Source organism: Stenotrophomonas sp. YJH_SMC_33 (assembly GCF_059372295.1).
Window position 1 is genome coordinate 146,933 of record NZ_JCAFVJ010000002.1, and the last position, 20,404, is coordinate 167,336.

The 20,404-nt window shown below is 67.3% G+C and carries 23 protein-coding genes; 12 read left to right on the forward strand and 11 right to left on the reverse strand.

What is annotated here, in order from left to right; translation table 11 throughout:
* The 5 genes from AC5P9W_RS04505 to AC5P9W_RS04525 are packed head-to-tail and all read right to left on the reverse strand — an operon-like array spanning position 1 to position 4,630.
* Positions 1–297, reverse strand: a complete 297-nt coding sequence (locus tag AC5P9W_RS04505) for a c-type cytochrome (protein ID WP_065198060.1) — start codon at positions 295–297, stop codon at positions 1–3.
* 18 nt (positions 298–315) lie between these two features.
* Positions 316–1,176 carry a sugar phosphate isomerase/epimerase family protein gene (locus AC5P9W_RS04510; RefSeq protein WP_206621306.1) on the reverse strand — a complete coding sequence of 287 codons (861 nt, stop codon included), beginning with the start codon at positions 1,174–1,176 and terminating at the stop codon, positions 316–318.
* A 19-nt stretch (positions 1,177–1,195) separates the two neighbouring features.
* A complete protein-coding gene (locus AC5P9W_RS04515) occupies positions 1,196–2,320 on the reverse strand; it encodes a Gfo/Idh/MocA family protein (RefSeq protein WP_058980803.1) in 1,125 nt (374 codons plus the stop codon).
* A gap of 12 nt (positions 2,321–2,332) precedes the next feature.
* Positions 2,333–3,550, reverse strand: coding sequence for a nucleoside permease (locus AC5P9W_RS04520; protein WP_111098244.1), 1,218 nt, complete (start codon positions 3,548–3,550; stop codon positions 2,333–2,335).
* Between the two features lie 27 nt (positions 3,551–3,577).
* Positions 3,578–4,630 carry a sugar phosphate isomerase/epimerase family protein gene (locus tag AC5P9W_RS04525; protein WP_206621305.1) on the reverse strand — a complete coding sequence of 351 codons (1,053 nt, stop codon included), beginning with the start codon at positions 4,628–4,630 and terminating at the stop codon, positions 3,578–3,580.
* A 95-nt stretch (positions 4,631–4,725) separates the two neighbouring features.
* Between AC5P9W_RS04525 and AC5P9W_RS04530 the strand changes: the two genes are divergently transcribed.
* The 3 genes from AC5P9W_RS04530 to AC5P9W_RS04540 all read left to right on the forward strand — a co-directional run bounded on the left by AC5P9W_RS04530 (position 4,726) and on the right by AC5P9W_RS04540 (position 8,042).
* Positions 4,726–5,733 (forward strand): LacI family DNA-binding transcriptional regulator, encoded by a 1,008-nt coding sequence (locus tag AC5P9W_RS04530; protein ID WP_021203069.1) that lies wholly within the window; start codon positions 4,726–4,728, stop codon positions 5,731–5,733.
* A gap of 114 nt (positions 5,734–5,847) precedes the next feature.
* Positions 5,848–6,900, forward strand: a complete 1,053-nt coding sequence (locus AC5P9W_RS04535) for a sensor domain-containing diguanylate cyclase (RefSeq protein ID WP_019659361.1) — start codon at positions 5,848–5,850, stop codon at positions 6,898–6,900.
* 116 nt (positions 6,901–7,016) lie between these two features.
* A complete protein-coding gene (locus AC5P9W_RS04540) occupies positions 7,017–8,042 on the forward strand; it encodes an AI-2E family transporter (protein WP_021203071.1) in 1,026 nt (341 codons plus the stop codon).
* Between the two features lie 74 nt (positions 8,043–8,116).
* On the opposite strand, the gene AC5P9W_RS04545 is transcribed toward AC5P9W_RS04540, so the two are convergent.
* The gene (locus tag AC5P9W_RS04545; protein ID WP_227851995.1) at positions 8,117–8,296 is read right to left on the reverse strand and encodes a hypothetical protein; all 180 of its coding nucleotides are present in this window, start codon (positions 8,294–8,296) and stop codon (positions 8,117–8,119) included.
* On the opposite strand from AC5P9W_RS04545, the gene AC5P9W_RS04550 reads away from it, so the two are divergent.
* The 7 genes from AC5P9W_RS04550 (at position 8,289) to AC5P9W_RS04580 (ending at position 15,007) form a co-directional block, all read left to right on the forward strand.
* Positions 8,289–9,947 (forward strand): GGDEF domain-containing protein, encoded by a 1,659-nt coding sequence (locus AC5P9W_RS04550; RefSeq protein ID WP_495218909.1) that lies wholly within the window; start codon positions 8,289–8,291, stop codon positions 9,945–9,947. The two genes, AC5P9W_RS04545 and AC5P9W_RS04550, sit on opposite strands and share 8 nt — an antisense overlap.
* Positions 9,948–10,176: 229 nt before the next feature.
* A complete protein-coding gene (locus AC5P9W_RS04555) occupies positions 10,177–10,608 on the forward strand; it encodes a pyridoxamine 5'-phosphate oxidase family protein (RefSeq protein ID WP_026346954.1) in 432 nt (143 codons plus the stop codon).
* 94 nt (positions 10,609–10,702) lie between these two features.
* Positions 10,703–11,287 carry an NMCC_0638 family (lipo)protein gene (locus AC5P9W_RS04560; RefSeq protein ID WP_329867039.1) on the forward strand — a complete coding sequence of 195 codons (585 nt, stop codon included), beginning with the start codon at positions 10,703–10,705 and terminating at the stop codon, positions 11,285–11,287.
* A gap of 184 nt (positions 11,288–11,471) precedes the next feature.
* Positions 11,472–11,939: a DUF2975 domain-containing protein gene (locus AC5P9W_RS04565; protein ID WP_031270018.1), complete on the forward strand. Its 468-nt coding sequence runs from the start codon at positions 11,472–11,474 to the stop codon at positions 11,937–11,939.
* Complete coding sequence (locus AC5P9W_RS04570; protein WP_005408494.1) at positions 11,939–12,163, forward strand: helix-turn-helix domain-containing protein; 225 nt, start codon at positions 11,939–11,941, stop codon at positions 12,161–12,163. The genes AC5P9W_RS04565 and AC5P9W_RS04570 overlap by 1 nt, the downstream gene beginning before the upstream one ends.
* Positions 12,164–12,206: 43 nt before the next feature.
* Positions 12,207–13,748: a TerC family protein gene (locus AC5P9W_RS04575; protein WP_206621304.1), complete on the forward strand. Its 1,542-nt coding sequence runs from the start codon at positions 12,207–12,209 to the stop codon at positions 13,746–13,748.
* A gap of 122 nt (positions 13,749–13,870) precedes the next feature.
* Positions 13,871–15,007 carry a metallophosphoesterase gene (locus AC5P9W_RS04580; protein ID WP_021203077.1) on the forward strand — a complete coding sequence of 379 codons (1,137 nt, stop codon included), beginning with the start codon at positions 13,871–13,873 and terminating at the stop codon, positions 15,005–15,007.
* 135 nt (positions 15,008–15,142) lie between these two features.
* Here the strand turns inward: AC5P9W_RS04580 and AC5P9W_RS04585 are convergent, their stop codons facing one another.
* The 5 genes from AC5P9W_RS04585 to AC5P9W_RS04605 all read right to left on the reverse strand — a co-directional run bounded on the left by AC5P9W_RS04585 (position 15,143) and on the right by AC5P9W_RS04605 (position 18,675).
* A complete protein-coding gene (locus AC5P9W_RS04585; protein WP_111098249.1) occupies positions 15,143–15,781 on the reverse strand; it encodes a ferric reductase-like transmembrane domain-containing protein in 639 nt (212 codons plus the stop codon).
* Between the two features lie 14 nt (positions 15,782–15,795).
* A complete protein-coding gene (locus tag AC5P9W_RS04590) occupies positions 15,796–16,566 on the reverse strand; it encodes an HvfC family RiPP maturation protein (RefSeq protein WP_111101836.1) in 771 nt (256 codons plus the stop codon).
* Positions 16,559–17,404, reverse strand: coding sequence for an HvfB family MNIO-type RiPP peptide maturase (locus AC5P9W_RS04595; protein WP_206621303.1), 846 nt, complete (start codon positions 17,402–17,404; stop codon positions 16,559–16,561). The genes AC5P9W_RS04590 and AC5P9W_RS04595 overlap by 8 nt, the downstream gene beginning before the upstream one ends.
* Positions 17,405–17,458: 54 nt before the next feature.
* Complete coding sequence (locus tag AC5P9W_RS04600; protein ID WP_206621302.1) at positions 17,459–17,935, reverse strand: HvfA family oxazolone/thioamide-modified RiPP metallophore; 477 nt, start codon at positions 17,933–17,935, stop codon at positions 17,459–17,461.
* Positions 17,936–18,030: 95 nt separating this feature from the next.
* Positions 18,031–18,675 carry an HvfX family Cu-binding RiPP maturation protein gene (locus AC5P9W_RS04605; RefSeq protein ID WP_019659348.1) on the reverse strand — a complete coding sequence of 215 codons (645 nt, stop codon included), beginning with the start codon at positions 18,673–18,675 and terminating at the stop codon, positions 18,031–18,033.
* Between the two features lie 341 nt (positions 18,676–19,016).
* On the opposite strand from AC5P9W_RS04605, the gene AC5P9W_RS04610 reads away from it, so the two are divergent.
* Positions 19,017–19,805, forward strand: coding sequence for an alpha/beta fold hydrolase (locus tag AC5P9W_RS04610; RefSeq protein WP_021203081.1), 789 nt, complete (start codon positions 19,017–19,019; stop codon positions 19,803–19,805).
* Between the two features lie 3 nt (positions 19,806–19,808).
* A complete protein-coding gene (locus tag AC5P9W_RS04615) occupies positions 19,809–20,354 on the forward strand; it encodes a redoxin family protein (protein WP_021203082.1) in 546 nt (181 codons plus the stop codon).
* Positions 20,355–20,404 lie beyond the last annotated feature (50 nt).

The window sequence follows — 20,404 nt, forward strand, 5'->3', positions numbered from 1 at the left end:
CTACTTCGCCAGATAGCTGGCGAGGTCGTCGATCTCCTGCTGCGACAGCTGGGCAAAGGGCGGCATCAATCCTCCGCCCTTCCTGATCTTGTCCTTGACCTGGGCGGGCTGAAGCCGCTTGCCGACGTCGGTAAGCGCCGGGAAGGTCGGCGGTACGCCGGCGCGTTCAGCACCGTGGCAGGCAGTGCAGTGCTGGGCGTAGAGCTTCGCGCCGGCGGCGGGATCGTCCTTGGCCCAGGCTGCGGCTGCATGGCTCACGCCGCCCAGGGCTACGGCCACTGCCAGGATCATTTTCATGGGGAACTCCTTCATGCGTCAGTGCCGTGCACGGGCGGGCACGTTGGGCAGGTGTTCACGCAGGTAGTCCGCGCCGGCCTGGATGACCTTGGCCGGATCGCGTGGCTGGTCGTGTTCGACGATGTACCACTGCACGCCAGCGGTGGCGGCGGCCGGCAGGATCGCGTTCCAGTCCAGCACGCCCTGGCCGACCGCAGCGAAACCACCTTCGTCTTCGGCCTGGCCCTTGGGTGCATTGTCCTTGGCGTGTACCGCAAAAACGTGACCGCGGAACTTGCCAAGCATCACCGCCGGGTCCAGTCCCGCTCGCGCGACCCAGGCCAGGTCCAGTTCGGTCTTCAGATCGGGTCCGGCCGCTGCGAACAGCAGCTCCAGCCCGGTCTGACCGTCGAAGTCGGCCAGCTCGAAATCGTGGTTGTGATAGGCCAGCTGCATGCCCTTGCCGCGCACCTGCCTGGCGATCCGGCCCAGCTCCTGGCCCAATGCGGTCCAGCCGGCGGCATCGCGCGGACGGTCCTTCTGGTCCAGGTAGGGCACCACCAGTGTGGTGTTGCCGATCGAGCGGTTGAAGGCCACCACGCCATCGAGGTTGTCGCGCAGCTCGGCCAGCTGCACGTGCGACGAAACCGCCCTGATCGAGTACCGGTCCAGCAGTCGCTTCAGTTCCGGAGCGCTGACGTTCTGCGTTCCGACGGTCTCCACCGCGCGCACGCCCGCGTCGTGGACGATTTTCAGCTGCTGGTCGAGCGAGCCTGCATTGCGCAGGGTGTACATCTGCACCGCGATCGGCTTCTGCGTGGTGGCCGCTTCGTCTGCGAAGGCGGGCAGGGCAGCGAGCAGCAGGATGAGACCTGCACTTCTACGGAAAAGAGCTTTCATCAACAGATCCTCCCGGGATTCAACCGATGGCGGTCCAGGCGCGTGACCTGGCCGATGCAATGACGCGATCGACGATCCGCGCCGAGCGCAGGCCGTCTTCGAAGGTGGGCAGGCCTTCGAAGCGCTCGCCGTCAACGGCACGATAGGTGTCAGCGACGAACGCTTCGAAGCAGTGGCCGTAGCCCTGGGCATGCCCCGCTGGCAGCGGCGACAACCGGCGTTGTTCGGCACTGCCGGCACCCGGGCCGCGCACGAAGATTTCCTCGCGCTGCTCGGGCCGGCCGATCCACAACCGCTCGGCATCCTCCTGGTTGAACGCCACGCTCGCATTGGCGCCATCGATCTCGAACCAGAGCCGGTTGTGGCGTCCGGCCGAGACCTGGCTGACCGTCAATGACGCCAGCGTGCCGGCGCCGGTCCTGAACATCGCTGCGGCCACGTCCTCGCTCTCGACCGCCTGCCTTGCGCCGCCTGTCGCCGGCGTGCTGAAGCTCTGGCCAGTGGTGGCGCTGCGCTCGGCGATGACCGTGGCGAACGCCGCGCTCGCTTCGGTGAAGCGTTCGCCACTGACCCATTCCACCAGGTCACACCAGTGCGAGCCGATGTCGGCGAACACGCGCGACGCGCCGCCCAGCGCCGGGTCAACCCGCCAGTTGTTGCTGGCCGGGTCCAGCAGCCAGTCCTGCAGGTAGCTGCCATGGATCAGGTGCAACGGCCCAAGTTCACCCTGCGCGATGCGTGCACGCGCCTCGCGGACCACCGGGTGGTAGCGGTAGACGAAGGGGACGGTGGCAACCAATCCGGTCGAGGCAGCCAGCGCCGCGAGCGCCCGTGCATCGTCCAGCGTCGTCGCCAGAGGTTTCTCGCAGATCACGTGCTTGCCGGCTTCCAGCGCGGCCTGCGCCATCGCGCGGTGCAGGTGGTTGGGCGTGCAGATGTGCACGACCTGTACCTGGGGGTCAGCGACGACGTCATTGATATCGCGATAGGCGTGCGGGACATTCCACGCGTGTGCCACCTCGCTCGCGCGCTGCGGCGACGAGGCCAGTACGCCGCGTACCGCGGCGCCCGCCAGCAGTGCCGCGCGGCGATGCACCGCGCCGATCATGCCGGTACCAACGATGGCGATTCCAAGGTGGGGCATCGGCCGGTCTCCTCAGGGTGTGTACGGCGCTGCAGCAGCTGCCGGGCGGTCGCGGAACAGCAGCAGGAAGGCGATCAGCACCACCAGTGCAACACCGGCCGGGAACAACCAGATCCGTTGCCAGTCCGGGCCTGCTGCGGTGGTGAAGTGCTCCACAACGGCACCGGACAGGAAGGTGCCGATCAGCATGCCCACGCCGTAGGTGGCCAGGGTGATGAAGCCCTGTGCGCTGCTGCGCGCGGCGGGGCCGGCATGGGCGTCGGTGTAGATCTGGCCGGTGACGAAGAAGAAGTCATAGCAGATGCCGTGCAGCACGATGCCGATCACCAGCAGCGGGAAACCGCCACCGGCATCGCCGAAGGCGAACAGGGCGTAGCGCACCACCCAGGCGGCCATGCCGACCGCCAGCATGGTCTTCACCCCCAGCCGCACGAACAGGAAGGGCATGGCCAGCATCAGCAGCACTTCGGACACCTGGCCCAGCGACTGCAGGCCGGCGGCGCCCTGCACGCCCAGATCGTTGAGATACGGATTGGTGAAGTTGTAGTAGAACGACAGCGGAATGCAGATGGCGATGGAAGCCAGGAAGAACACCAGGTAGGCACGCGATTTCAGCAGCCGCAACGAATCCAGCCCCAGGATCTGTCCCAGCCCGGCCTCGCGCTGCTGCGCCAGTGGTGGCGTGTGCGGCAGGGTGAACGCATACAGGCCCAGCACCAGCGATGCTGCAGCCGCCATCCGGAACGTCAGTTCAAGCCGATGCGCCTGTTCCCAGCCCAGCCAGCCGATCAGCACGCCTGCGACGATCCAGCCGACGCTGCCGGCCACGCGTACCAGCGGGAACTGCTTCTCCGGCGATTGCATGTGCCGCATCGCCACGCTGTTGGCCAGGGCCAGCGTCGGCATGAACAGCAGCATGTAGCCCATGACGCACGCGGAAAACACGCTGAAACTGGTGGCGGTGGAAGCCAGCCACATCAGCACCGCGCCAGCCAGGTGCAGTACTGCCAGGATGCGCTGCGCCGCGAAATAGCGGTCCGCGATCAGGCCGACCAGGAAGGGTGCCACGATGGCGCCGATGGACTGGCTGAGGAACGCGGTTGCCACTTGGCTCGCGCTGGCCTGCAAGGGGCCCTGCACAAGGTACGTCCCCAGGGTGACGAACCACGCCCCCCAGATGAAGAACTGCAGAAACATCATCGCGCCCAGGCGCGACATCGCGTGCGTCATGGCTTGCCCTCCCGGGGCGGAAATGGTTCAGATTCCCAGCATGCGGTGAAGTGATTCCAGATCCGTGCCGCTCCCGGCAAAATCGTCGAAGGCGCGTTCGGTTACATGGATGATGTGATCGCGGATGAAGGCGGCGCCCTCGCGTGCACCGTCTTCCGGGTGCTTCAGGCAGCACTCCCATTCCAGTACCGCCCAGCCCGGGAAGTCGTACTGCGCGAATCTGGAGAAGATCGCCTTGAAGTCGATCTGGCCATCACCGAGTGAACGGAACCGGCCCGGGCGATCGATCCAGTCCTGGTAGCCGCCATACACGCCGCTGCGCGCGCTGGGCCGGTACTCCGCGTCCTTCACGTGGAAGACGCCGATGCGCGCGTGGTAGCGATCGATGAAACCGAGGTAGTCCATCTGCTGCAGCAGCAGGTGGCTGGGGTCGTACAGGATCTTCGCGCGCGGGTGGTGATCGACCACGTCAAGGAAGCGCTCGAAGGTTGCGCCATCGTGCAGGTCCTCGCCCGGGTGGAGCTCGAAGCACAGGTCCACACCACAGGTGTCGAAGACATCCAGGATCGGTCGCCAGCGGCGGCCGAGTTCGGCGAAGGCTTCTTCCACCAGGCCCGGCGGGCGCTGCGGCCACGGATAGAAATAGGGCCAGGCCAGTGCGCCGGAGAAGGTGGCATGCGCGGCCAGCCCCAGGCGCTGGCTGGCCTGAGCCGCCAGCCGCAGCTGCTCCACCGCCCACGCCTGGCGCGCCGGCGGGTTGCCGCGCACGTTCGCCGGGGCGAATCCGTCGAACAGGCTGTCGTAGGCAGGATGGACCGCGACCAGCTGCCCCTGTAGATGGGTAGACAATTCGGTGATCTGAAGGCCGTAACCGGCCAGCATGCCGGCAGTATCGTCGCAGTACGCCTGGCTGCGTGCCGCCTCCGCCAGATCGAACAGGCGGGGCGCGGAGGTGGGAACTTGTACGCCAGAATAGCCCAGACCCGCGGCCCATCCGGCCAGCGTGTCCAGCCGATCAAAAGGAGCTGTGTCGCCGATGAACTGCGCCAGGAACAGCGCTGGACCCTTGAGCGTCTTCAACGTGATTCGCCCTCGATGCAATCGATTGCATTATCCTAGCAGGGGCGCACGCAGGACCTGTTGTGCACTGCACAGCGGACGGGAGAACTAACGCCATGGCCACCATCTACGACATCGCAAAGCACGTCGGCGTCTCCGCCGGCACGGTGTCGCGGGCACTGTCCCGGCCGGACAAGGTCCTGCCGGCCACCCGTGCGCGCATCGAGCAGGCGGCCGCCGCGCTGGGCTATGTGCCCAACACGGTGGCCCGCACGCTCAAGACCCACCGCAGCGGCAAGATCCTGGTCACCGTCCCGGACATTGCCAATCCGTTCTTCGCCCAGATCCTGCAGGGCGCGGAGGACGCAGCGCAGGCGGTCGGCTACGCGGTCCTGCTGGGGGATACCCAGCATCAACCGGACCGCGAGGAGCGCTACGCGCAGATGCTCCGGCGCAACGAGGCCGACGGCATGATCGTGCTGGGGCATCGCCTGCCACCTACGGCGCGTGACATCGTTGAGCAACGCGGTTCCGCCGCACCGGTGGTCAACGGCTGTGAATTCGATCCCGCACTGGGGATTCCCAGCGTCCACATCGACAATGCCGCCGCCGCGCGCACGGTGATGGAACACCTGTATGGACTGGGACACGAACGGATCGCGGTGGTGGGAGGCCCCCCCGACAATCCGCTGCACCAGCAACGGATGGAAGGGGTCCGGGCGGCGGGCAAGGCGCGTGGGCGCCTGCGCCAGCTGAACATCATGCCGGGTGACTTTTCGGTGGAGTCCGGCCATGCAGCTGCGATATCGATGTTGGCCGTCGCGCCGGTGCCGACTGCGGTCTTCTGTTTCAGCGACCAGATGGCGCTGGGCACTCTCGCTGCCTGCCGGGAGCTGGGCATCCGCGTGCCGGAGGACCTGTCCATCGTCGGCTTTGACGACCTGGCCTCCTCGCGCTACCTGACGCCGCCGCTGACGACGATCAGGCAGCCGATGCGGCAGATTGGCGAGCGCGCGGTCAACCTGCTGCTCGCCATCATCGAACAGGTCGATGTGCCGCTGCAGCAGACGCTGGAGTTCAGCTTCATGCTGCGCGGTTCCACGGCGGCCCCAAGGGGCGGGTGAACACCGCGCCACGGGGCGCCGCCTTGATCCCGAATTGACGCGAACCTGTCAGACTCACCGGCAGCCAGCCCGGCAAGGGCCGTAGCAGCAGGTGCGATCGCGCAGGAGGGGGCAATGCCATTCTTCACCGATTCGGCGGAAGGCGCGGTCGAAGGCATTGGCGCGGCACGTCGCATCGGCTGGATGCGTTTTGTCGGCAATGGACTGGGGGCGATCCCCATCGCGTCGATCATCCTCGAACGGCAGAATGGCGGATGGGCGTGGGTCCTGCTGCTGCTCAACGCGCTGGCGTGGCCCGCGCTGGCGCTGCTGCTGACCCGGCGCTCCCGCCAGCCGGCGCGCGTCCAGTTCCGCTGCATGGTGGCCGATTCCCTGTTCGGCGGCGGCTGGATCGCATTCATGGCGCTCAGTGCCGTGCCCAGCGCGCTGTTTGCCGCGCTGCTGGTGGCCGACAAGATCGCAGCCGGTGGCGTGCGCCTGGCGACGCGCGCCACGTTGGCGCTGCTGCTGGGCTTCGCACTCACCTGGTGGGCGCTCGGCTTCCCATTCCAGCCGGTGACCTCGCAACGCACGATCATGCTGAGCATCCCGTTCCTGTTCGTGTATGGCATCGGGCTGAGCATTCTCAGCTGGCAGCTGGCCCGTCGGGTGAAATCGCAGAACCGCCAGTTGAAGCGGCTGAGCCGGATGGACCCGCTGGTGGAGCTGGCCAACCGCGGCTTCCTGATCGTCCGCGCGCAGCAGGCACTGGACAAGGCGCAGGGTCAGGGTGGTTTCGCCTGCCTGCTGATGCTTGATGTGGATGACTTCAAGCGCATCAATGACTCGCATGGTCATCGTGCCGGGGATGAAGTGCTGCGCCATATCGCGTCCACCTTGCGCGCCTTCGCCCGGCCCGGTGATACCCCTGCGCGGCTGGGAGGCGACGAGTTCGTGGTGCTGCTGCACGACTGTGCGCCCATCGATGCGATGCAGGTGGCCGAGCGGGTCCGCCTGCACCTGCTGGAAGCAGCACGGCAGGCAACACCGGGCATCGAGTTCAGCGTCAGCATCGGCATCGCGGCAACGCCGCGCGGTGGCAGCGTCGAGGACTGGCTGGCACTGGCCGACCGTGCGCTCTACCACGCCAAGCGCCAGGGCAAGAACAACGCCAGCTATGGCGAATGAGCGGGCCGGGGCGGTGGGCATACCGCAGAACGAGGGCATAGCGCTCGTTCATGCTGTACCCGGAATCGTCGCCACCAATCCTCTACCATGGGCCACCCCGCCCGGACGCACCGCCCATGCAAGACGCCCTCGTTGCACCGCCCAAGCCCCCCGTTGCGCGGATCGCGGCGTGGTTGATGATGCTGCTGGGCATGTGGCTGGCGTTGAAGCTGGGCCTGGTGGTGACCCTGCTGTCGGGGTTGCTGGTGTTCCAGCTGACCCACGTGCTGGCCTCCACCGTGGAAGGCAAGCTGCCGCCGGGACGAGCGCGGGCGATCGCGGTGATCGTATTGTCGGCCATCATCATCAGCGCGCTGGTATTGGCCGGCATCGGCGTGGCCTCGTTCTTCCGCAATGAGACCGGCGGCCCGGACGCGCTGCTGGCGCGCCTGATGGAGATCCTCAATACCTCGCGGCACCAGGTGCCGGCGCTGCTGCAACCCTACATTCCCGAAGACATGCCGGCGCTGCGCGCGGCGCTGAACGACTGGGCCGCCGAGCACCAGCGCCAGCTGGGCGTGGCCGGTACCTCGGTGGTGCAGGTGGGCGTGCGCGTGCTGATCGGCATGGTGCTGGGGGCGATGATCGCGCTGTACGACGAACTTCCCGTGCCCAAGATGGGGCCGTTGGCGCAGGAGCTGATCGGGCGCACCAGCCGCCTGGCCACCGCATTCCGCCAGGTGGTGTTCGCACAGGTGAAGATCTCGCTGCTCAACACCGTGTTCACCGCGATCTTCCTGCTGGGCGTGCTGCCGCTGTTCGGTGTGCACCTGCCGCTGTCCAAGACCCTGGTGTTGATCACCTTCGTCGCCGGCCTGCTGCCGGTGGTGGGCAACATCATTTCCAACACGATCATCACCATCGTTGCGCTGTCTGTCTCGTTCTACGTGGCAGTGGCGGCGCTGCTGTACCTGATCGTGATCCACAAGCTGGAGTACTTCCTCAATGCGCGCATCGTCGGCGGTGAAATCCAGGCCCGCGCCTGGGAGCTGCTGCTGGCCATGCTGGTGATGGAGGCGGCGTTCGGCCTGCCCGGCCTGGTGGCGGCGCCGGTGTTCTATGCCTACGTGAAGCGCGAACTGGTCGACCAGCGCTGGATCTGACCCGGCGTAACCTGTCGCATCTGATCGGCTGGCGTCGGGGCGCCGGCATTGTCGGCGCGTTCGCGCGCGCCGCGCTATATCCCCCCTCGCGGATCGGGCGGCACTGGCTTGGCGCCGCCGGAGCCGGTCGCTACAGTGAGCCGCACTTCAGGGGAATTCTGCATGGCCGGCAAGGTATCGCCCATCAGGTTGCGGACCTGGGTCTGGATCCTGGCTGGGCTGTTTGTCGTGTGCACGTTGCCGTTGATGGCCATCGCCCTGGTCCAGGGAACACTGCGCTACACCGACGCCGAAGGCAACCTGGCCAGCCTGCGGCAGCTGCGGCAGACCTTCGATCTTGCCAACCTGGCTTCAGCCGAGCGAGGCCCGGCCAACAGCCTGCTGGGGGCTGACCCGGCCGATGCCGCCGAACAGGCACGGCTGGCTGCGCAGCTGGCGGCCGCACGCCAGCGGGTCGACACTGCCCTGCTGCAGCTGGAGACCGTGTTCAAGGATGACCCGGGCGTGTACGACGAGCATCGCCTGCTGGCCAGCGCGCAGCGTCGCCTGAAGTCGGCGCGGGCTGCGGTCGATCATGTCGCGGCGCAACCGCATGACGCACGCCGTGTGTTGGAGGTGGAGCGTGCGATCAGCGGCATGTTCGCGGTGGTTGATCGCCTGCATCTGCTGACCTCGGCGCAGATCAACGCGCTGGTCAGTGCCGACCGTGAGGCGGCGATTCCGGCAATGCAGGGCCAGCTGTTGTTCGATCTTCGCGAGCATGGTGGCCGCCTGGCCTCGAACGTGATGGCGCCGGTGGCGGTACCGGGGGCGTGGCGCGAGGAACAGGTGCGCGCTGCGCTGCAGACCGAGGGCCGCTTGCTGGAGCTGTGGCGGTTGGCGAGCAGCCACGAGTCGGTGTTCCGCAGCGACCCGGAATTGTCCTGGCACTGGGACATGGCGCGGCGGCAGCTCTTCGGTGAGTCACTGCCGATGATCGAGCAGCTGATCGAGGATGGCCGCCGTGGCGTGCCGCCGTCGTGGACCGCCGCCGCGTTCACCAAACGCTACGTGCCGACCCTGCAGTCGCTGGAGGCGCTGCGCGATGGCTACCTGAGCGTGTCCATCGCCCGCTTCGAACGCAGTCGCAACCGTGAGGCCATGCGTCTGGCCGTGCTGGTGGCGACCGCGCTGGGCACGCTGGTGGTGCTGGGCATGGCCCTGCGCATTGCCCACCTGCAGATCCTGCAGCCACTGCTGCAGGCGCAGCAGCAGGTGATCCAGCTTGCCTCGGATACCCCCGGTCCGGAGGAGAATGTCACCCACCCGCTGGCCGAGATGCAGCGCCTGTTCGATGCCATCGAAGTGCTGCGCGAGAAATCGCGCGAGCGTTCGGCGTTGACCAGCGAGCTGCGCCAGCTGGCCGGTACCGACCAACTGACCGGGCTGTTGAATCGGCGCGCGCTGGATGAGGTGGTGCAGCGGAGACATGCGGGGGGCGAGGCAAGCGCCGTGGTGATCCTGCTGGACGTGGATCGCTTCAAGGCCATCAACGATGGCCATGGCCATGAAGCCGGCGACGAAGTGCTGGTGCAGGTGGCGCAGTTGCTGCGGCACCACCTGCGGCGCAGCGACAACATCGCCCGCTATGGTGGCGAGGAGTTCCTGGTGCTGCTGGCCGACGGTGATCTGGCCGGCGGGCGCCAGCTGGCTGAAACATTGCGATTGGCGCTTCGGCAGATGGACATCGCGCTGGCCGGGGGCATCGTGCTGCGCGTGACCGCCAGTTTCGGGGTGGCCAAGGGCGGCACCGATGCGCTGGGCTGGCGCAGCCTGCTGCGTGCCGCCGATGCGGCCATGTACCAGGCCAAGGCACAGGGGCGTGACCGGGTACGGGTGGCGGGGGACGGTCGCATCACGCGCTGATGGCACGCGTCAGCCAATGCGTGCATGCACCCGTCGCAGCGTCTGCAGGATCGCCCGACGCGCGATGGGGCGTGCAGCTGCTGCAAGCGCAGGTGGTGTGGTGAGCATCGCGTCACGCACGCGCCACGCGCCCTATCTCGTTTTCTGTGAAGAAGTCGCCATGGACCTTCCACGCTTCGGTCACCGCTCTGGGCAGACGCTGGGATTCCACTTGATGAAGGACGACACCATGACCCAGCTCACCCTGCCCGAACTGGCCAGGAAGATGGCCGACATCGATTTCACCATGCTGCAGACCCGCGCCGGCGGAGAAATTGCCGGTCGTCCGATGAGCAACAACGGTGACGTGGACTACGACGGTGACAGCTGGTTCTTCACCACGGAAGACACCGACATGGTGCACGAGATTGAGGCTGACCCCGCCGTTGCGCTGGGTTTTTCCGGCAGCAAGTCGCTGCTGGGCAAGCCGCCGTTGTTCGTGCACGTGCAGGGAAGGGCGGCGCTGGTGCGCGATCGCGCTGTGATGCGCGAGCACTGGGTGAAGGATCTTGAGCGCTGGTTCGAGCAGGGCGTGGATACACCGGGGCTGGTGCTGATTCACGTGCGCGCCAGCCGCATCCACTATTGGGATGGCGAGGACCAGGGCGAAATGGCCGTCTGACCCGGCAGCGGGAGGCTGGCGGCCATCGCGGCCATTGCGCGGCGCGCCAGGCCTTTGCCATCCTCCCCGCTGTTTTCCGTAGCGTGGAATCCCGATGCGTCCTGCGTTCTTCTGGCTGGCTTTGGCCCTGCTGCCCACACTGGTGGTGGCGCAACCCGCGCGTGCGCCCAAGGCCAAGGCCCCGGCGCAGGATCCCTTCAGCGAGCTGTTCGATACCGCCTGCATGCAGCACATCGGGGCCCCGGCGCGGTTGCAGTCGCTGATGGAATCCAATGGGCTGTCGCCGCTGCAGCCGGCCGAAGCCGCCACGCTGTTGCAGGGGCAATCGGGCGTGGCGTGGATGGTGCCGCTGGCCAGTGGCCGCTATGCGGTGAGCTGGGCTGACGATGGAACGTGTACGGTCTACGCCGAGAAGGCCGACGCGGCGGTGGTGCAGAAGGGGTTTGCCCGGTTGGTGCAGGCCGCACCGAAGCCGTTGCAGGTACGGTCGCTGCCAGGGCGTGGGCCACTGTCGGCCGATCAGGTGGCCATCCAGTACGGCTGGGCTGCGCCGGGGCAGGGCAAACTGCAGGTGCGCTTCCGCCTGGTCACGCGGCAGGCGGCCGAAGCCGGGGTGCAGGCCATGGCCTCGGCCGCCCCTGGCGAAGCGATGCAGGCACAGGGCGCACTTGGGCCCTGACAGGGGCGACGCTCGCGATTCAGCCTTTCACGCGGCATGTGATATATCGTTTATCGATAAATCCACCCCGGGGCGGCGAGGCCACCCCAATGCCGGAGGCCGCTTGACCGCTCGTCCCGCCCGCGCCAGACCCGCGCGAGGCTTGTTCACCCTGGCCCTGGCGGCCGTACAGGCCGTCAGGGCGATGTGCTGGCTGGGCATCCTGGCCGCGCTGCTGGCCGTGCCGCTGGTCGCCCACGACCGCCGTTGGCTGCTCGACAGCGTGCATGACGCTGCGGCTGTCGCCGCGCATGGCAATGACCTGTTCCTGCATTTCTGCCTGGGCCTGGGCGCGATCGTCGCGCTGCTGGTGCTGTGCCTGATGTTCCTGCGCCACCTGCTGCGGCTGCTGAAGTCGGCGGCGCGCGAGCGGCCGTTCACCCACGCCAACGCACAGCGCCTGCAGCGCATGGCCTGGCTGATGCTGGCGATGGAGCTGCTGTCGATCCTGATCGGCGCCTACGCGGCCTGGATGGGCCCGGATTTCGCCTGGATGGAGGTCGGCGGTGGCATGTCGATCACTGGCTTGGTGGCCGTGCTGATGCTGTTCGTGCTGGCGCGCGTCTTCGCCGTGGGCGCAGCGATGCGCGATGACCTCGACGGTGTCATCTGATGGCAATCGTCATCACCCTGGACCGCATGCTGCAGGAAAGGGGCATGACCCTGTCCGAGCTGGCCGGGCGCATCGACATCACCCTGGCCAACCTGTCGATCCTGAAGACCGGCAAGGCGCGCGCCATCCGCTTTTCCACCCTTGATGCGATCTGCCGCGAGCTGCAGTGCACGCCCGGTGACCTGCTCGGGCACGACCCGGCGCAGGCACAGGACGCTGACTGAGCGGTCGCTCTTTTCCCTTGCCTACTGACGAAACGGACCTGAAATGGAATGGTTGGCTGACCCCTCGATCTGGATGGGCCTTGCAACCCTGGTCGTGCTGGAGATCGTTCTCGGCATCGACAACCTGGTGTTCATCGCGATCCTTGCCGACAAGCTACCGCCGCACCAGCGTGACCGCGCGCGGGTGATCGGCCTGGCGCTGGCCTTGCTGATGCGGCTGGTGCTGTTGGCCGCACTGGCCTGGATCATGAAACTGACCGCGCCGCTGCTGACGCTGTTCGACCACAGCTTTTCCGGGCGTGACCTGATCCTGCTTGGCGGTGGCCTGTTCCTGCTGTTCAAGGGCACCATGGAACTGCACGAACGGCTGGAAGGCCGCGAACACCACGAGGACGGCAAGAAGGTCTACGCCAGCTTCGCAATGGTGGTGGCGCAGATCGTGGTGCTCGACGCGGTGTTCTCGCTGGACTCGGTGATCACCGCGGTCGGCATGGTCGACAACCTCGGCGTGATGTATGCGGCCGTGACGATCGCCATGGCGCTGATGCTGCTGGCCAGCAAGCCGCTGACCCGCTTCGTCAACAAGCATCCTACCGTGGTGGTGCTGTGCCTGGGCTTCCTGCTGATGATCGGCTTCAGCCTGGTGGCCGAAGGACTGGGCTACAAGATCCCCAAGGGCTACCTGTACGCGGCGATCGCCTTCTCGATCCTGGTCGAGGCGTTCAACCAGTGGGTGCGTTTCAACCGCGAGCGCAACGAGCGCCGCCTGCCGTTCCGCCAGCGCACCGCCGATGCCGTGCTGCGCATGCTGGGCGCGCGCCCGGCCAATGGTCACGACGATGAAGGGGGGGACGGGCAGGTGGACACTGCAGAGCGCTTGCAGCCGGCCGAACACGAGATGATCCGCAGCGTGCTGGGCCTGGCCGATCGCCCGGTGTCGAGCGTGATGACGGTGCGTGCCGACGTGCAGTGGATCGACCTGGCGCGTGGGCAGGAGGATGTGGTGGCACGCCTGGTGGCGTCGCCGCACACCCGCCTGCTGGTGGGTGAGGGTGACCTGGACAGCCTGCGTGGCGTGGTGCAGAGCCGCGACCTGCTGGCCGACCTGCTGCAGGGCAGGCCGCTGCAGTTGGAGGGCAACCTGCGCGAGCCGCAGTACGTGCTGTCCAGTGCCAGCGCGCTGCAGGCGCTGGAACTGATCCGCCAGCACCCGGTGCCGTTGGCGGTGGCGGTGGACGAGTACGGCAGCGTGGAAGGCCTGGTGACCGCCAACGACCTGCTGGCGGCCATTGCCGGTGACCTGGTCGATACCCAGGACGAGCGCTATGGCGTGGTCGCGCAGGGCGAGGACCAATGGGAGGCCGACGGTGCGCTGACTCTGGACGACCTGCAGCGGCTGGCCGGCGTATCGCTGCCGCGCAGTGCCGACTACATGACCATCTCCGGGCTGGTGCTGGAGCAGTTGGGTCAGCTGCCGGACATCGGCGATGTGGTGGAGGTGGCGGGTGTGCGCATCACCGTGCTGGCGATGGAGAAGCGCCGCATCGCCCGCCTGCGGTTGGAGCGCCTCGACGGAATGGCCTGACCCACCTGTTGATGTAGAGCCGAGCCCATGCTCGGCTGCATGTTGAGCAGCCGAGCATGGGCTCGGCGCTACACAACGCCGCCCGCAGCCGTCACCATGGCGGCCCCCACTTTCCCTCCCGGATGGTTGCAGTGCTGAGTACGATCGGTTTGTTGATGGGCCTGTATGTGGCCTGGCGCCTGTTCTGGCCACTGCGCATGCCCCCCTGGCAGAAGGTCGTGCTGTCGCTGCTGCTGGTGGGCGTAGCCGTGCAGCTGCGTATCGTCGCCACGTTCTGGGGCACGATGGCCTCGCCCGAGATTCCGAAACTGGCCATTGCCACGCTGGCTACCGGCTCCACGGCGGTGTTGCTGTTGGCGTTGCTGATGCTGGCGATGGATGCGGGCCTGCTCGCGTCCCGCCTGCTGCGCTGGCCACGTGCGGTAGCCGCATTGCGCACGCGGCGCTTGCGGCCGGCAGCCGGCGTGCTGGCGCTGCTGGTCAGTGGTTATGGTGTCAGCCAGGGCATGGCGGTGCCTCATGCCCGGCAGATCGAGGTGAGCATTGCCGGGCTGCCAGCGGCGTTCGACGGCTATCGCGTGCTGCAGCTGACCGACATCCATGCCAGCCGTCTGCTGACCGGCGACTGGGTGCGTAGAGTGGTGGCCGAGAGCAACGCGCTGAAGCCGGACCTGATCGTGATCACCGGCGATCTGATCGATGGCAGCGTCGAGGCCCGTCGCGACGACGCGCGTCCGTTGGCCGATCTGCAGGCGCCGGACGGTGTCATCGCCATCACCGGCAACCACGAGTACTACGCGCAGTACCAGGCATGGATGCAGGCGTTCCGCGCGCTGCACATGCAGGTGCTGGAGAACAGCCACCTGCAGGTGCGACGCGGTGATGCGGCGCTGACCATCGCTGGTGTCACCGACCCGGTGGCGGCGCGTTATGGCCTGCCGCTGCCGGATCTGGACGCCGCCTTGGCCGGCGCCGATCCCACCGCGCCCGTGATCCTGCTCGATCACCGCCCGCGTAATGCACGCGCGGCAGCAGCGCGCGGCGTCAAACTGCAGCTGTCCGGGCATACCCACGGCGGGCAGATCATCGGCATGGACCAATTGGTGAAGCGGGCCAATGGTGGCTTCGTCTCCGGCCGCTACGACGTGGATGGGATGACCCTGTACGTGAGCAATGGCGCTGGCCTGTGGGCCGGATTCCCCGCGCGCATCGGGGTGTCCTCGGAAATCACCCTGATCACGCTGCGCCGCGCCCCGTGACCTGAAGTGGGGCATATCCCTTTCCGCAGGGAATTCGCTGCCTATCGTGCTGGGATCCCTCTGTAGAGCCGAGCCCATGCTCGGCTGAGCCAGGGGCAGCCGAGCATGGGCTCGGCTCTACAGGTAACCGCCTCCTCAAGAACTCCGCAGCGGTGGCCGCGCATGCGCATTGCGCCGCAGCGACTGCGCCCGCTTGGCGATCGCACGCACCACGACAGCGGTGAAGAGCAACGCGGAGGGCACCGCGTACCAGAAGTTGCCGGGCACGCGCTTGAAGTACGAATAGGTGAACACTGCGGCGATGATCCACATGCCGGTCACGTGCAGGCGACGCCACACGGTGGGGCCCATGCGGCGGGCGATGCCACGATGCGAGGTGATGGCCAGGGCGAGGATGGCTACATAGCCGATCGTGCCCGGCAGGTTGGCCAGGGCCGAGCGTGCCGGCCAGAACGCGGGGTTGAGGATGCCGAAGGCGGTGATCGCGACCGCATGCAGCAGGTGCGAGAACGCGAATGACAGGCCGATGATGCGCCGCTCGCGCAACATGTGCTGGGTGAACGGGCCGGGCAGCAGGCTGGCGAACGACGATGCGGTGAACGCGGCCAGGAACAGCAGGAACGATGTGCGTGCAGTGACCCGGATCGCCGCGCGGCTGCCCTCGACCACGTCGGGCTGCAGGGTGAACGCCGCCAGTGCGACGGCGATCAGGACCACAGCCATGGTCACGAAAAGGCGCCAGCCGTGCAGGAAGGAAGTGTTGGAAGCAGCCATGATCAAACCTCGAATCAGACAGGGGTAGTGCCGGCCGCTGGCCGGCAGTCGCAGAACCCGGCCAGCGTGACCAGCACGCCGGCCGCGCATAGTTCGCCCAGCAAGGGCATGGCCACCACGCGCAGTTCGTCGGCGGCCACGCCATGCGCATCGGCCAGTGCGTTCAGCGCGTCATCCACGTGGGTACCGTCATCAGCGAAGGCCGACAGCAGCGCATACGCCAGTGGTGCCAGTTCCTCGACCTGCAGCTGGTAGTCCGCCAGGCGGCGCAGCAGCAGAAGCGTCGGCTCGCTGGCGGCGGCATCGTCCAGCGCGGCGTCCTCATGCACCGGCCACCGGTAGCCCAATACCCGCACCAGCGGCGACAGCGCCAGCACATCGCTGCCCGCCGGCATGGACTGCAATGAATGCCCGGCATCACGTGCCTCGATGTGCAGCGTCTGCTGCGTGCTTTCGTAGTGCGCCAGTTCCGCCGCCCAGCCGGGCAGCGCGAACGCATACTGCACAGCCAGCCACGCAGCGAACTCGCTGGCGATCTGCGGGAACAACGGGGTATGGCAGACGTGATGTGCGTAGTAGTGCTCGACCAGACCGCGCCAGCGCGCTTCGCCCAGCTGTTCCAGCAGTTGCGGCAGGCTGCCTGCCAAAAGGGTGTCCAGGCTGTCGATGCACAGGCGGCGGTAGACCGCCATCCGCCGTGCCTCGACGCCATCGGGCGCAGGCATCGACGGGTCCCGTACATGATCGGCCCAGCGCCGTTGCACGATGGCCAGCGACTCAGCCATGGGCCACCTCCTGCCAACGTGCCTCAACCTGCGCCTGGCGGATGTGCGCAACCTCGGCCAGCAACTCCGCCAGCGGCGGAAAGTTGAAGTCGCGTTCGAGCAGCGTGGGGCGCACGCCCAACCGCGCATAGGCCTCGCGCAGGAGCGCCCAGACCACGCCTTTCACCGGCGCCCCGTGGGTATCGATCTTGAAGCCGTCGTCTTCATCGAAGTGGCCCGCTACGTGCAGCGAGGCGACACGGTGGGACGGCACGCGAGCCAGGAATTCGAAGGCGTCGTAACCGTTGTTGCAGGCATTGACGAAGACGTTGTTGACGTCCAGCAGGAGGTCGCAGTCGGCTTCGGCGAGCACGGCGTTGATGAAGTCGATCTCGCTCATGTCCGCGCCGGCAACGGCGTAGCAGGAAATGTTCTCCACGGCGATGCGTCGGCCCAGCATGTCCTGCACCTGGGCGATACGGCCGGCGACATGGTGAACGGCCTCGGCGGTGAACGGCAGTGGCAGCAGGTCGTAGACATGGCCACCGGCGGCGCAGTAGCTCAGGTGTTCGCTGTACAGCTGCACCTGGTGCAGGTCGAGGAAGGCACGGGTCTGTGCCAGCAGGGTGCGGTCCAGCGGATCAGGACCGCCCAGCGACAGCGACAGGCCGTGGCAGGTCAAGGGGTGGCGCTCGCTGAGTTGGCGCAGCGCGTCGCCGTGTGCACCGCCGACGCCGATCCAGTTGTCGGGGGAGACTTCGAGAAAGTCGATGGCACCGGCCGGCATGGCCAGCAGTTCGTCGATCAGGCCACGGCGCAGGCCAAGACCGGCGGCATGGGTGGGCAGGGGCAGGGACATGGCGGATGCTCCACAGAGAGCGCCGCCTTGAAGGCGGCGCCGGGTGAACGTCGATCAATCGGCAACGCGGGAGAACAGGCCCTTCGGCATCGGCTTGCCGTTGGCGGTGTAGACGCTGCGCAGATAGTCGTGCGCTTCCTGCTCGCTGATGTAACCGTCGTGGTCGGTGTCGATGCGGTCGAACTCGGCGGCACGCTTGGCGGCCACAGCGTTGAATTCGGCACGCGAGACCTTGCCGTCGTGGTCGCGATCAGTGCGGGCAAACGAGGCGTCGCCGCACTTGCCTTCGCCACACTGGCCCTCGGCCACCTTGGCCTTGCCGGCGGGCTTGCTGGAGGCGGTCTTGTTGGCCCCGCACTTGCCTTCACCGCACTTGCCTTCGGCGGCGGCGCTCATGGCTACGGTGCTGATCGCCAGAGGCTGGATTGCCGCGGCCTGTCCGGCCAGCAGCAGGCCGCCGGCCAGGGCGATGCCGATGGCACCGATGCGCGGCGGGCGGGAGGACGGGGTGTTGTTGTTCGAGATGGACATGGTGGTGACTCCTTGGGAAAGCACGCGGGGCGTGCGGGATGGACGCCGCCGAAGAGGCGACGGAAAGCGAAACGCGCGGGAACAGGGGAGTCGGCTCAGGCGGCGCGGCGACAGCGCAGCAGATGGCCCAGCAGCAGCACACCGCCGAGCAGGGCACCGCCGAAGCCGATGCCGGGCAGCAGCGCGGCAACCGGCAGCAGCAGGGCGATCAGGCTGACGCCCCAACCCAGGCCGTCATTGCCTGCCGTGGCGCGGCCGGGGCCGGCCAGCAGCCGGTCCACGCTGAGTGCGCCACCGCCGTTGAGGATCAACGGCAGCAGCATGGCCAGGAACAGCAGCGGCAGCTTGAAGTTGCCATAGCCCTGGTCGGTGATCGCATAGCCCTGCCAGAGTTCACCCAGGCCGTTCCATTGGTCGGGCCAGTGCACGGCGGCGATGGCAACGATGGTGAGTACCCAGAACACGTAGGCCACCGAGCGCGTGGCCAGGCCGAGCAGCAGCATCACTGCACCCACCAGTTCCAGCCACGTGGCCAACTGCCAGTTCAGCGACGCGGGCAGGGTGGAGAACGGGAACGGGAAGCGGCCTTCCAAGTCGGCGAACCAGTTCTGGCCGCCCAGCTTCTCGCGGCCGGATTCAAAGAACTCCCAGGCCAGCAGCGTGCGCAGCGCCAGCGGTGACAGCCAGCGGCCGACGGCGTCCAGTCGGGGGGTATATACGGAAGAGGCGGTGCTGATCATGGTGGAGTCCTGCGAGCCAGTGGTCGATGGAGGCCATTCCAGGCGGCGCAGGTATCGGCAACGTGTGCCGTTGCCCGGGGTTTTGTCAGCGACTGTGGCCGCGCCCGGGTTTCGTACAGTCAGATACAAAGACGATGCGCTGAGCCACATCGGGACGTTGCGCGCCCGCGTGCGGGCAGCGATATCCACCCGAAAGCGCCCGGCCAGGACCGGCGCGCGAATGTATCCCACTGTAGAAACCCGCCTGCGCCCTACAGTCCGGTACAACTCCGCGCTGCGGAGAAACAGCGCCGATACACCGGCAGGCGGAAATGGCCACTCCCAACTCCGGAGTGCCCCCCATGATCCGTACCTGCTTGCTGGCCGCCGCTCTCGCCCTCGCCGCCGCCCCTGCCTTCGCTGCCCAGGCCGATACCGCTGCACCCCCCACCGTCATCCTGGTGCACGGCGCGTTCGCTGATGGCTCCAGCTGGAGCAAGGTCATCAGCACCCTGCATGACTGGAAGCTGCCGGCGGTGGCCGTGCAGAATCCGCTCACCTCGTTGGCCGACGACGTCGCCGCCACCCGTCGTGCGATTGCCGCTGCGCCTGGCAAGGTGGTGCTGGTCGGCCACAGCTGGGGTGGCACGGTCATCACCGAAGCGGGCAATGACCCGAAAGTGCAGGCGCTGGTGTACGTGGCCGCTTTCGCGCCGGACGCAGGGCAGTCTTCGGCGCAACAGGGCGAGGGTTTCCCGGTTGGCCCGGGCCTGGCCCGACTGCAGGAAAGGGATGGCTACCTGACGTTGCCGGCTGATGCCGTCGCCCAGGACTTCGCGCCGGACGTGATGAAGAAGTCGGCCGCACTGCTGTACAGCACGCAGGTCCCGTTGAAGGCCAGCGCGCTGGGCGAAGTAGTGAACGTTGCGGCGTGGCGCAGCAAGCCGAGCTGGTACGTGCTCAGCCGCGATGACCGCATGCTGTCGCCGCAGCTGCAGGCCGCCACCGCCAAGCGCATCGGTGCACAGCTGCAATCGATCGGCAGCAGCCATGTGTCGCTGCTTTCGCATCCGGCGCAGGTGGCCGACAGCATCCTGGAAGCGGCGGGAGTGAAGCCGGCCGAATTGCCGCTGGCCGAGCAGGGGGGCTGAACGATGGCCGCCCTGCGTGTGTATGCGCTGCCGTTGCTGCTGAGCCTGCTGGGTGGGGCTGCGCTGTTGATGGCCTGGCCCAGCCCGGAGGCCGACGCGCAGCCGGCACAGGCCGTTCCCGCCGCCGGGTTCGACGGTGGCGGGCCTTGGCACAACAGCCCACCGCTCACACTGAAGCAGTTGCGGGGGCAGGTGGTGCTGGTCGAGTTCTGGACCTACACCTGCAGCAACTGCCTCAACGTGGCGCCGTATGTTCACCGGTGGCATGCACGCTACGCGCCGCAGGGTCTGCGGGTGATCGGCGTGCATACGCCGGAGTTTGCCCATGAAGGGCTGCCCGGCAACGTGCGCAAGGCCATCGCACGGTTGGACATCACCTGGCCGGTGGTGCAGGACAACCAATACCGGATCTGGAACGCCTGGCGCAACCGCTTCTGGCCCGCACTGTACCTGCTCGACCGGCAGGGGCGGGTGGTCTACCGCCATTACGGCGAGGGCGACTACGCACGTACCGAAAGCGAGATCCAGCGCCTGCTGGCCAGCCCCTGAGCCGCGCTACCATGGCCGCGCAGCGCGGCCCTGACCTCCGTCTTCATCGA

Excerpts from the sequence above, each read along its gene's own strand:
- AC5P9W_RS04555 (WP_026346954.1), top strand. The coding sequence starts at position 10,177 with ATGACCCAGCTCACCCTGCCCGAACTGGCCAGGAAGATGGCCGACATC.
- AC5P9W_RS04560 (WP_329867039.1), top strand. The coding sequence starts at position 10,703 with ATGCGTCCTGCGTTCTTCTGGCTGGCTTTGGCCCTGCTGCCCACACTG.
- AC5P9W_RS04530 (WP_021203069.1), top strand. The coding sequence starts at position 4,726 with ATGGCCACCATCTACGACATCGCAAAGCACGTCGGCGTCTCCGCCGGC.
- AC5P9W_RS04550 (WP_495218909.1), top strand. The coding sequence starts at position 8,289 with ATGGCCATCGCCCTGGTCCAGGGAACACTGCGCTACACCGACGCCGAA.
- AC5P9W_RS04575 (WP_206621304.1), top strand. The coding sequence starts at position 12,207 with ATGGAATGGTTGGCTGACCCCTCGATCTGGATGGGCCTTGCAACCCTG.
- AC5P9W_RS04610 (WP_021203081.1), top strand. The coding sequence starts at position 19,017 with ATGATCCGTACCTGCTTGCTGGCCGCCGCTCTCGCCCTCGCCGCCGCC.
- AC5P9W_RS04540 (WP_021203071.1), top strand. The coding sequence starts at position 7,017 with ATGCAAGACGCCCTCGTTGCACCGCCCAAGCCCCCCGTTGCGCGGATC.
- AC5P9W_RS04520 (WP_111098244.1), bottom strand. The coding sequence starts at position 3,550 with ATGACGCACGCGATGTCGCGCCTGGGCGCGATGATGTTTCTGCAGTTC.
- AC5P9W_RS04590 (WP_111101836.1), bottom strand. The coding sequence starts at position 16,566 with ATGGCTGAGTCGCTGGCCATCGTGCAACGGCGCTGGGCCGATCATGTA.
- AC5P9W_RS04580 (WP_021203077.1), top strand. The coding sequence starts at position 13,871 with ATGGTTGCAGTGCTGAGTACGATCGGTTTGTTGATGGGCCTGTATGTG.
- AC5P9W_RS04595 (WP_206621303.1), bottom strand. The coding sequence starts at position 17,404 with ATGTCCCTGCCCCTGCCCACCCATGCCGCCGGTCTTGGCCTGCGCCGT.
- AC5P9W_RS04565 (WP_031270018.1), top strand. The coding sequence starts at position 11,472 with ATGTGCTGGCTGGGCATCCTGGCCGCGCTGCTGGCCGTGCCGCTGGTC.
- AC5P9W_RS04615 (WP_021203082.1), top strand. The coding sequence starts at position 19,809 with ATGGCCGCCCTGCGTGTGTATGCGCTGCCGTTGCTGCTGAGCCTGCTG.
- AC5P9W_RS04600 (WP_206621302.1), bottom strand. The coding sequence starts at position 17,935 with ATGTCCATCTCGAACAACAACACCCCGTCCTCCCGCCCGCCGCGCATC.
- AC5P9W_RS04535 (WP_019659361.1), top strand. The coding sequence starts at position 5,848 with ATGCCATTCTTCACCGATTCGGCGGAAGGCGCGGTCGAAGGCATTGGC.
- AC5P9W_RS04510 (WP_206621306.1), bottom strand. The coding sequence starts at position 1,176 with ATGAAAGCTCTTTTCCGTAGAAGTGCAGGTCTCATCCTGCTGCTCGCT.
- AC5P9W_RS04585 (WP_111098249.1), bottom strand. The coding sequence starts at position 15,781 with ATGGCTGCTTCCAACACTTCCTTCCTGCACGGCTGGCGCCTTTTCGTG.
- AC5P9W_RS04545 (WP_227851995.1), bottom strand. The coding sequence starts at position 8,296 with ATGGCCATCAACGGCAACGTGCACACGACAAACAGCCCAGCCAGGATC.
- AC5P9W_RS04570 (WP_005408494.1), top strand. The coding sequence starts at position 11,939 with ATGGCAATCGTCATCACCCTGGACCGCATGCTGCAGGAAAGGGGCATG.
- AC5P9W_RS04605 (WP_019659348.1), bottom strand. The coding sequence starts at position 18,675 with ATGATCAGCACCGCCTCTTCCGTATATACCCCCCGACTGGACGCCGTC.
- AC5P9W_RS04505 (WP_065198060.1), bottom strand. The coding sequence starts at position 297 with ATGAAAATGATCCTGGCAGTGGCCGTAGCCCTGGGCGGCGTGAGCCAT.
- AC5P9W_RS04515 (WP_058980803.1), bottom strand. The coding sequence starts at position 2,320 with ATGCCCCACCTTGGAATCGCCATCGTTGGTACCGGCATGATCGGCGCG.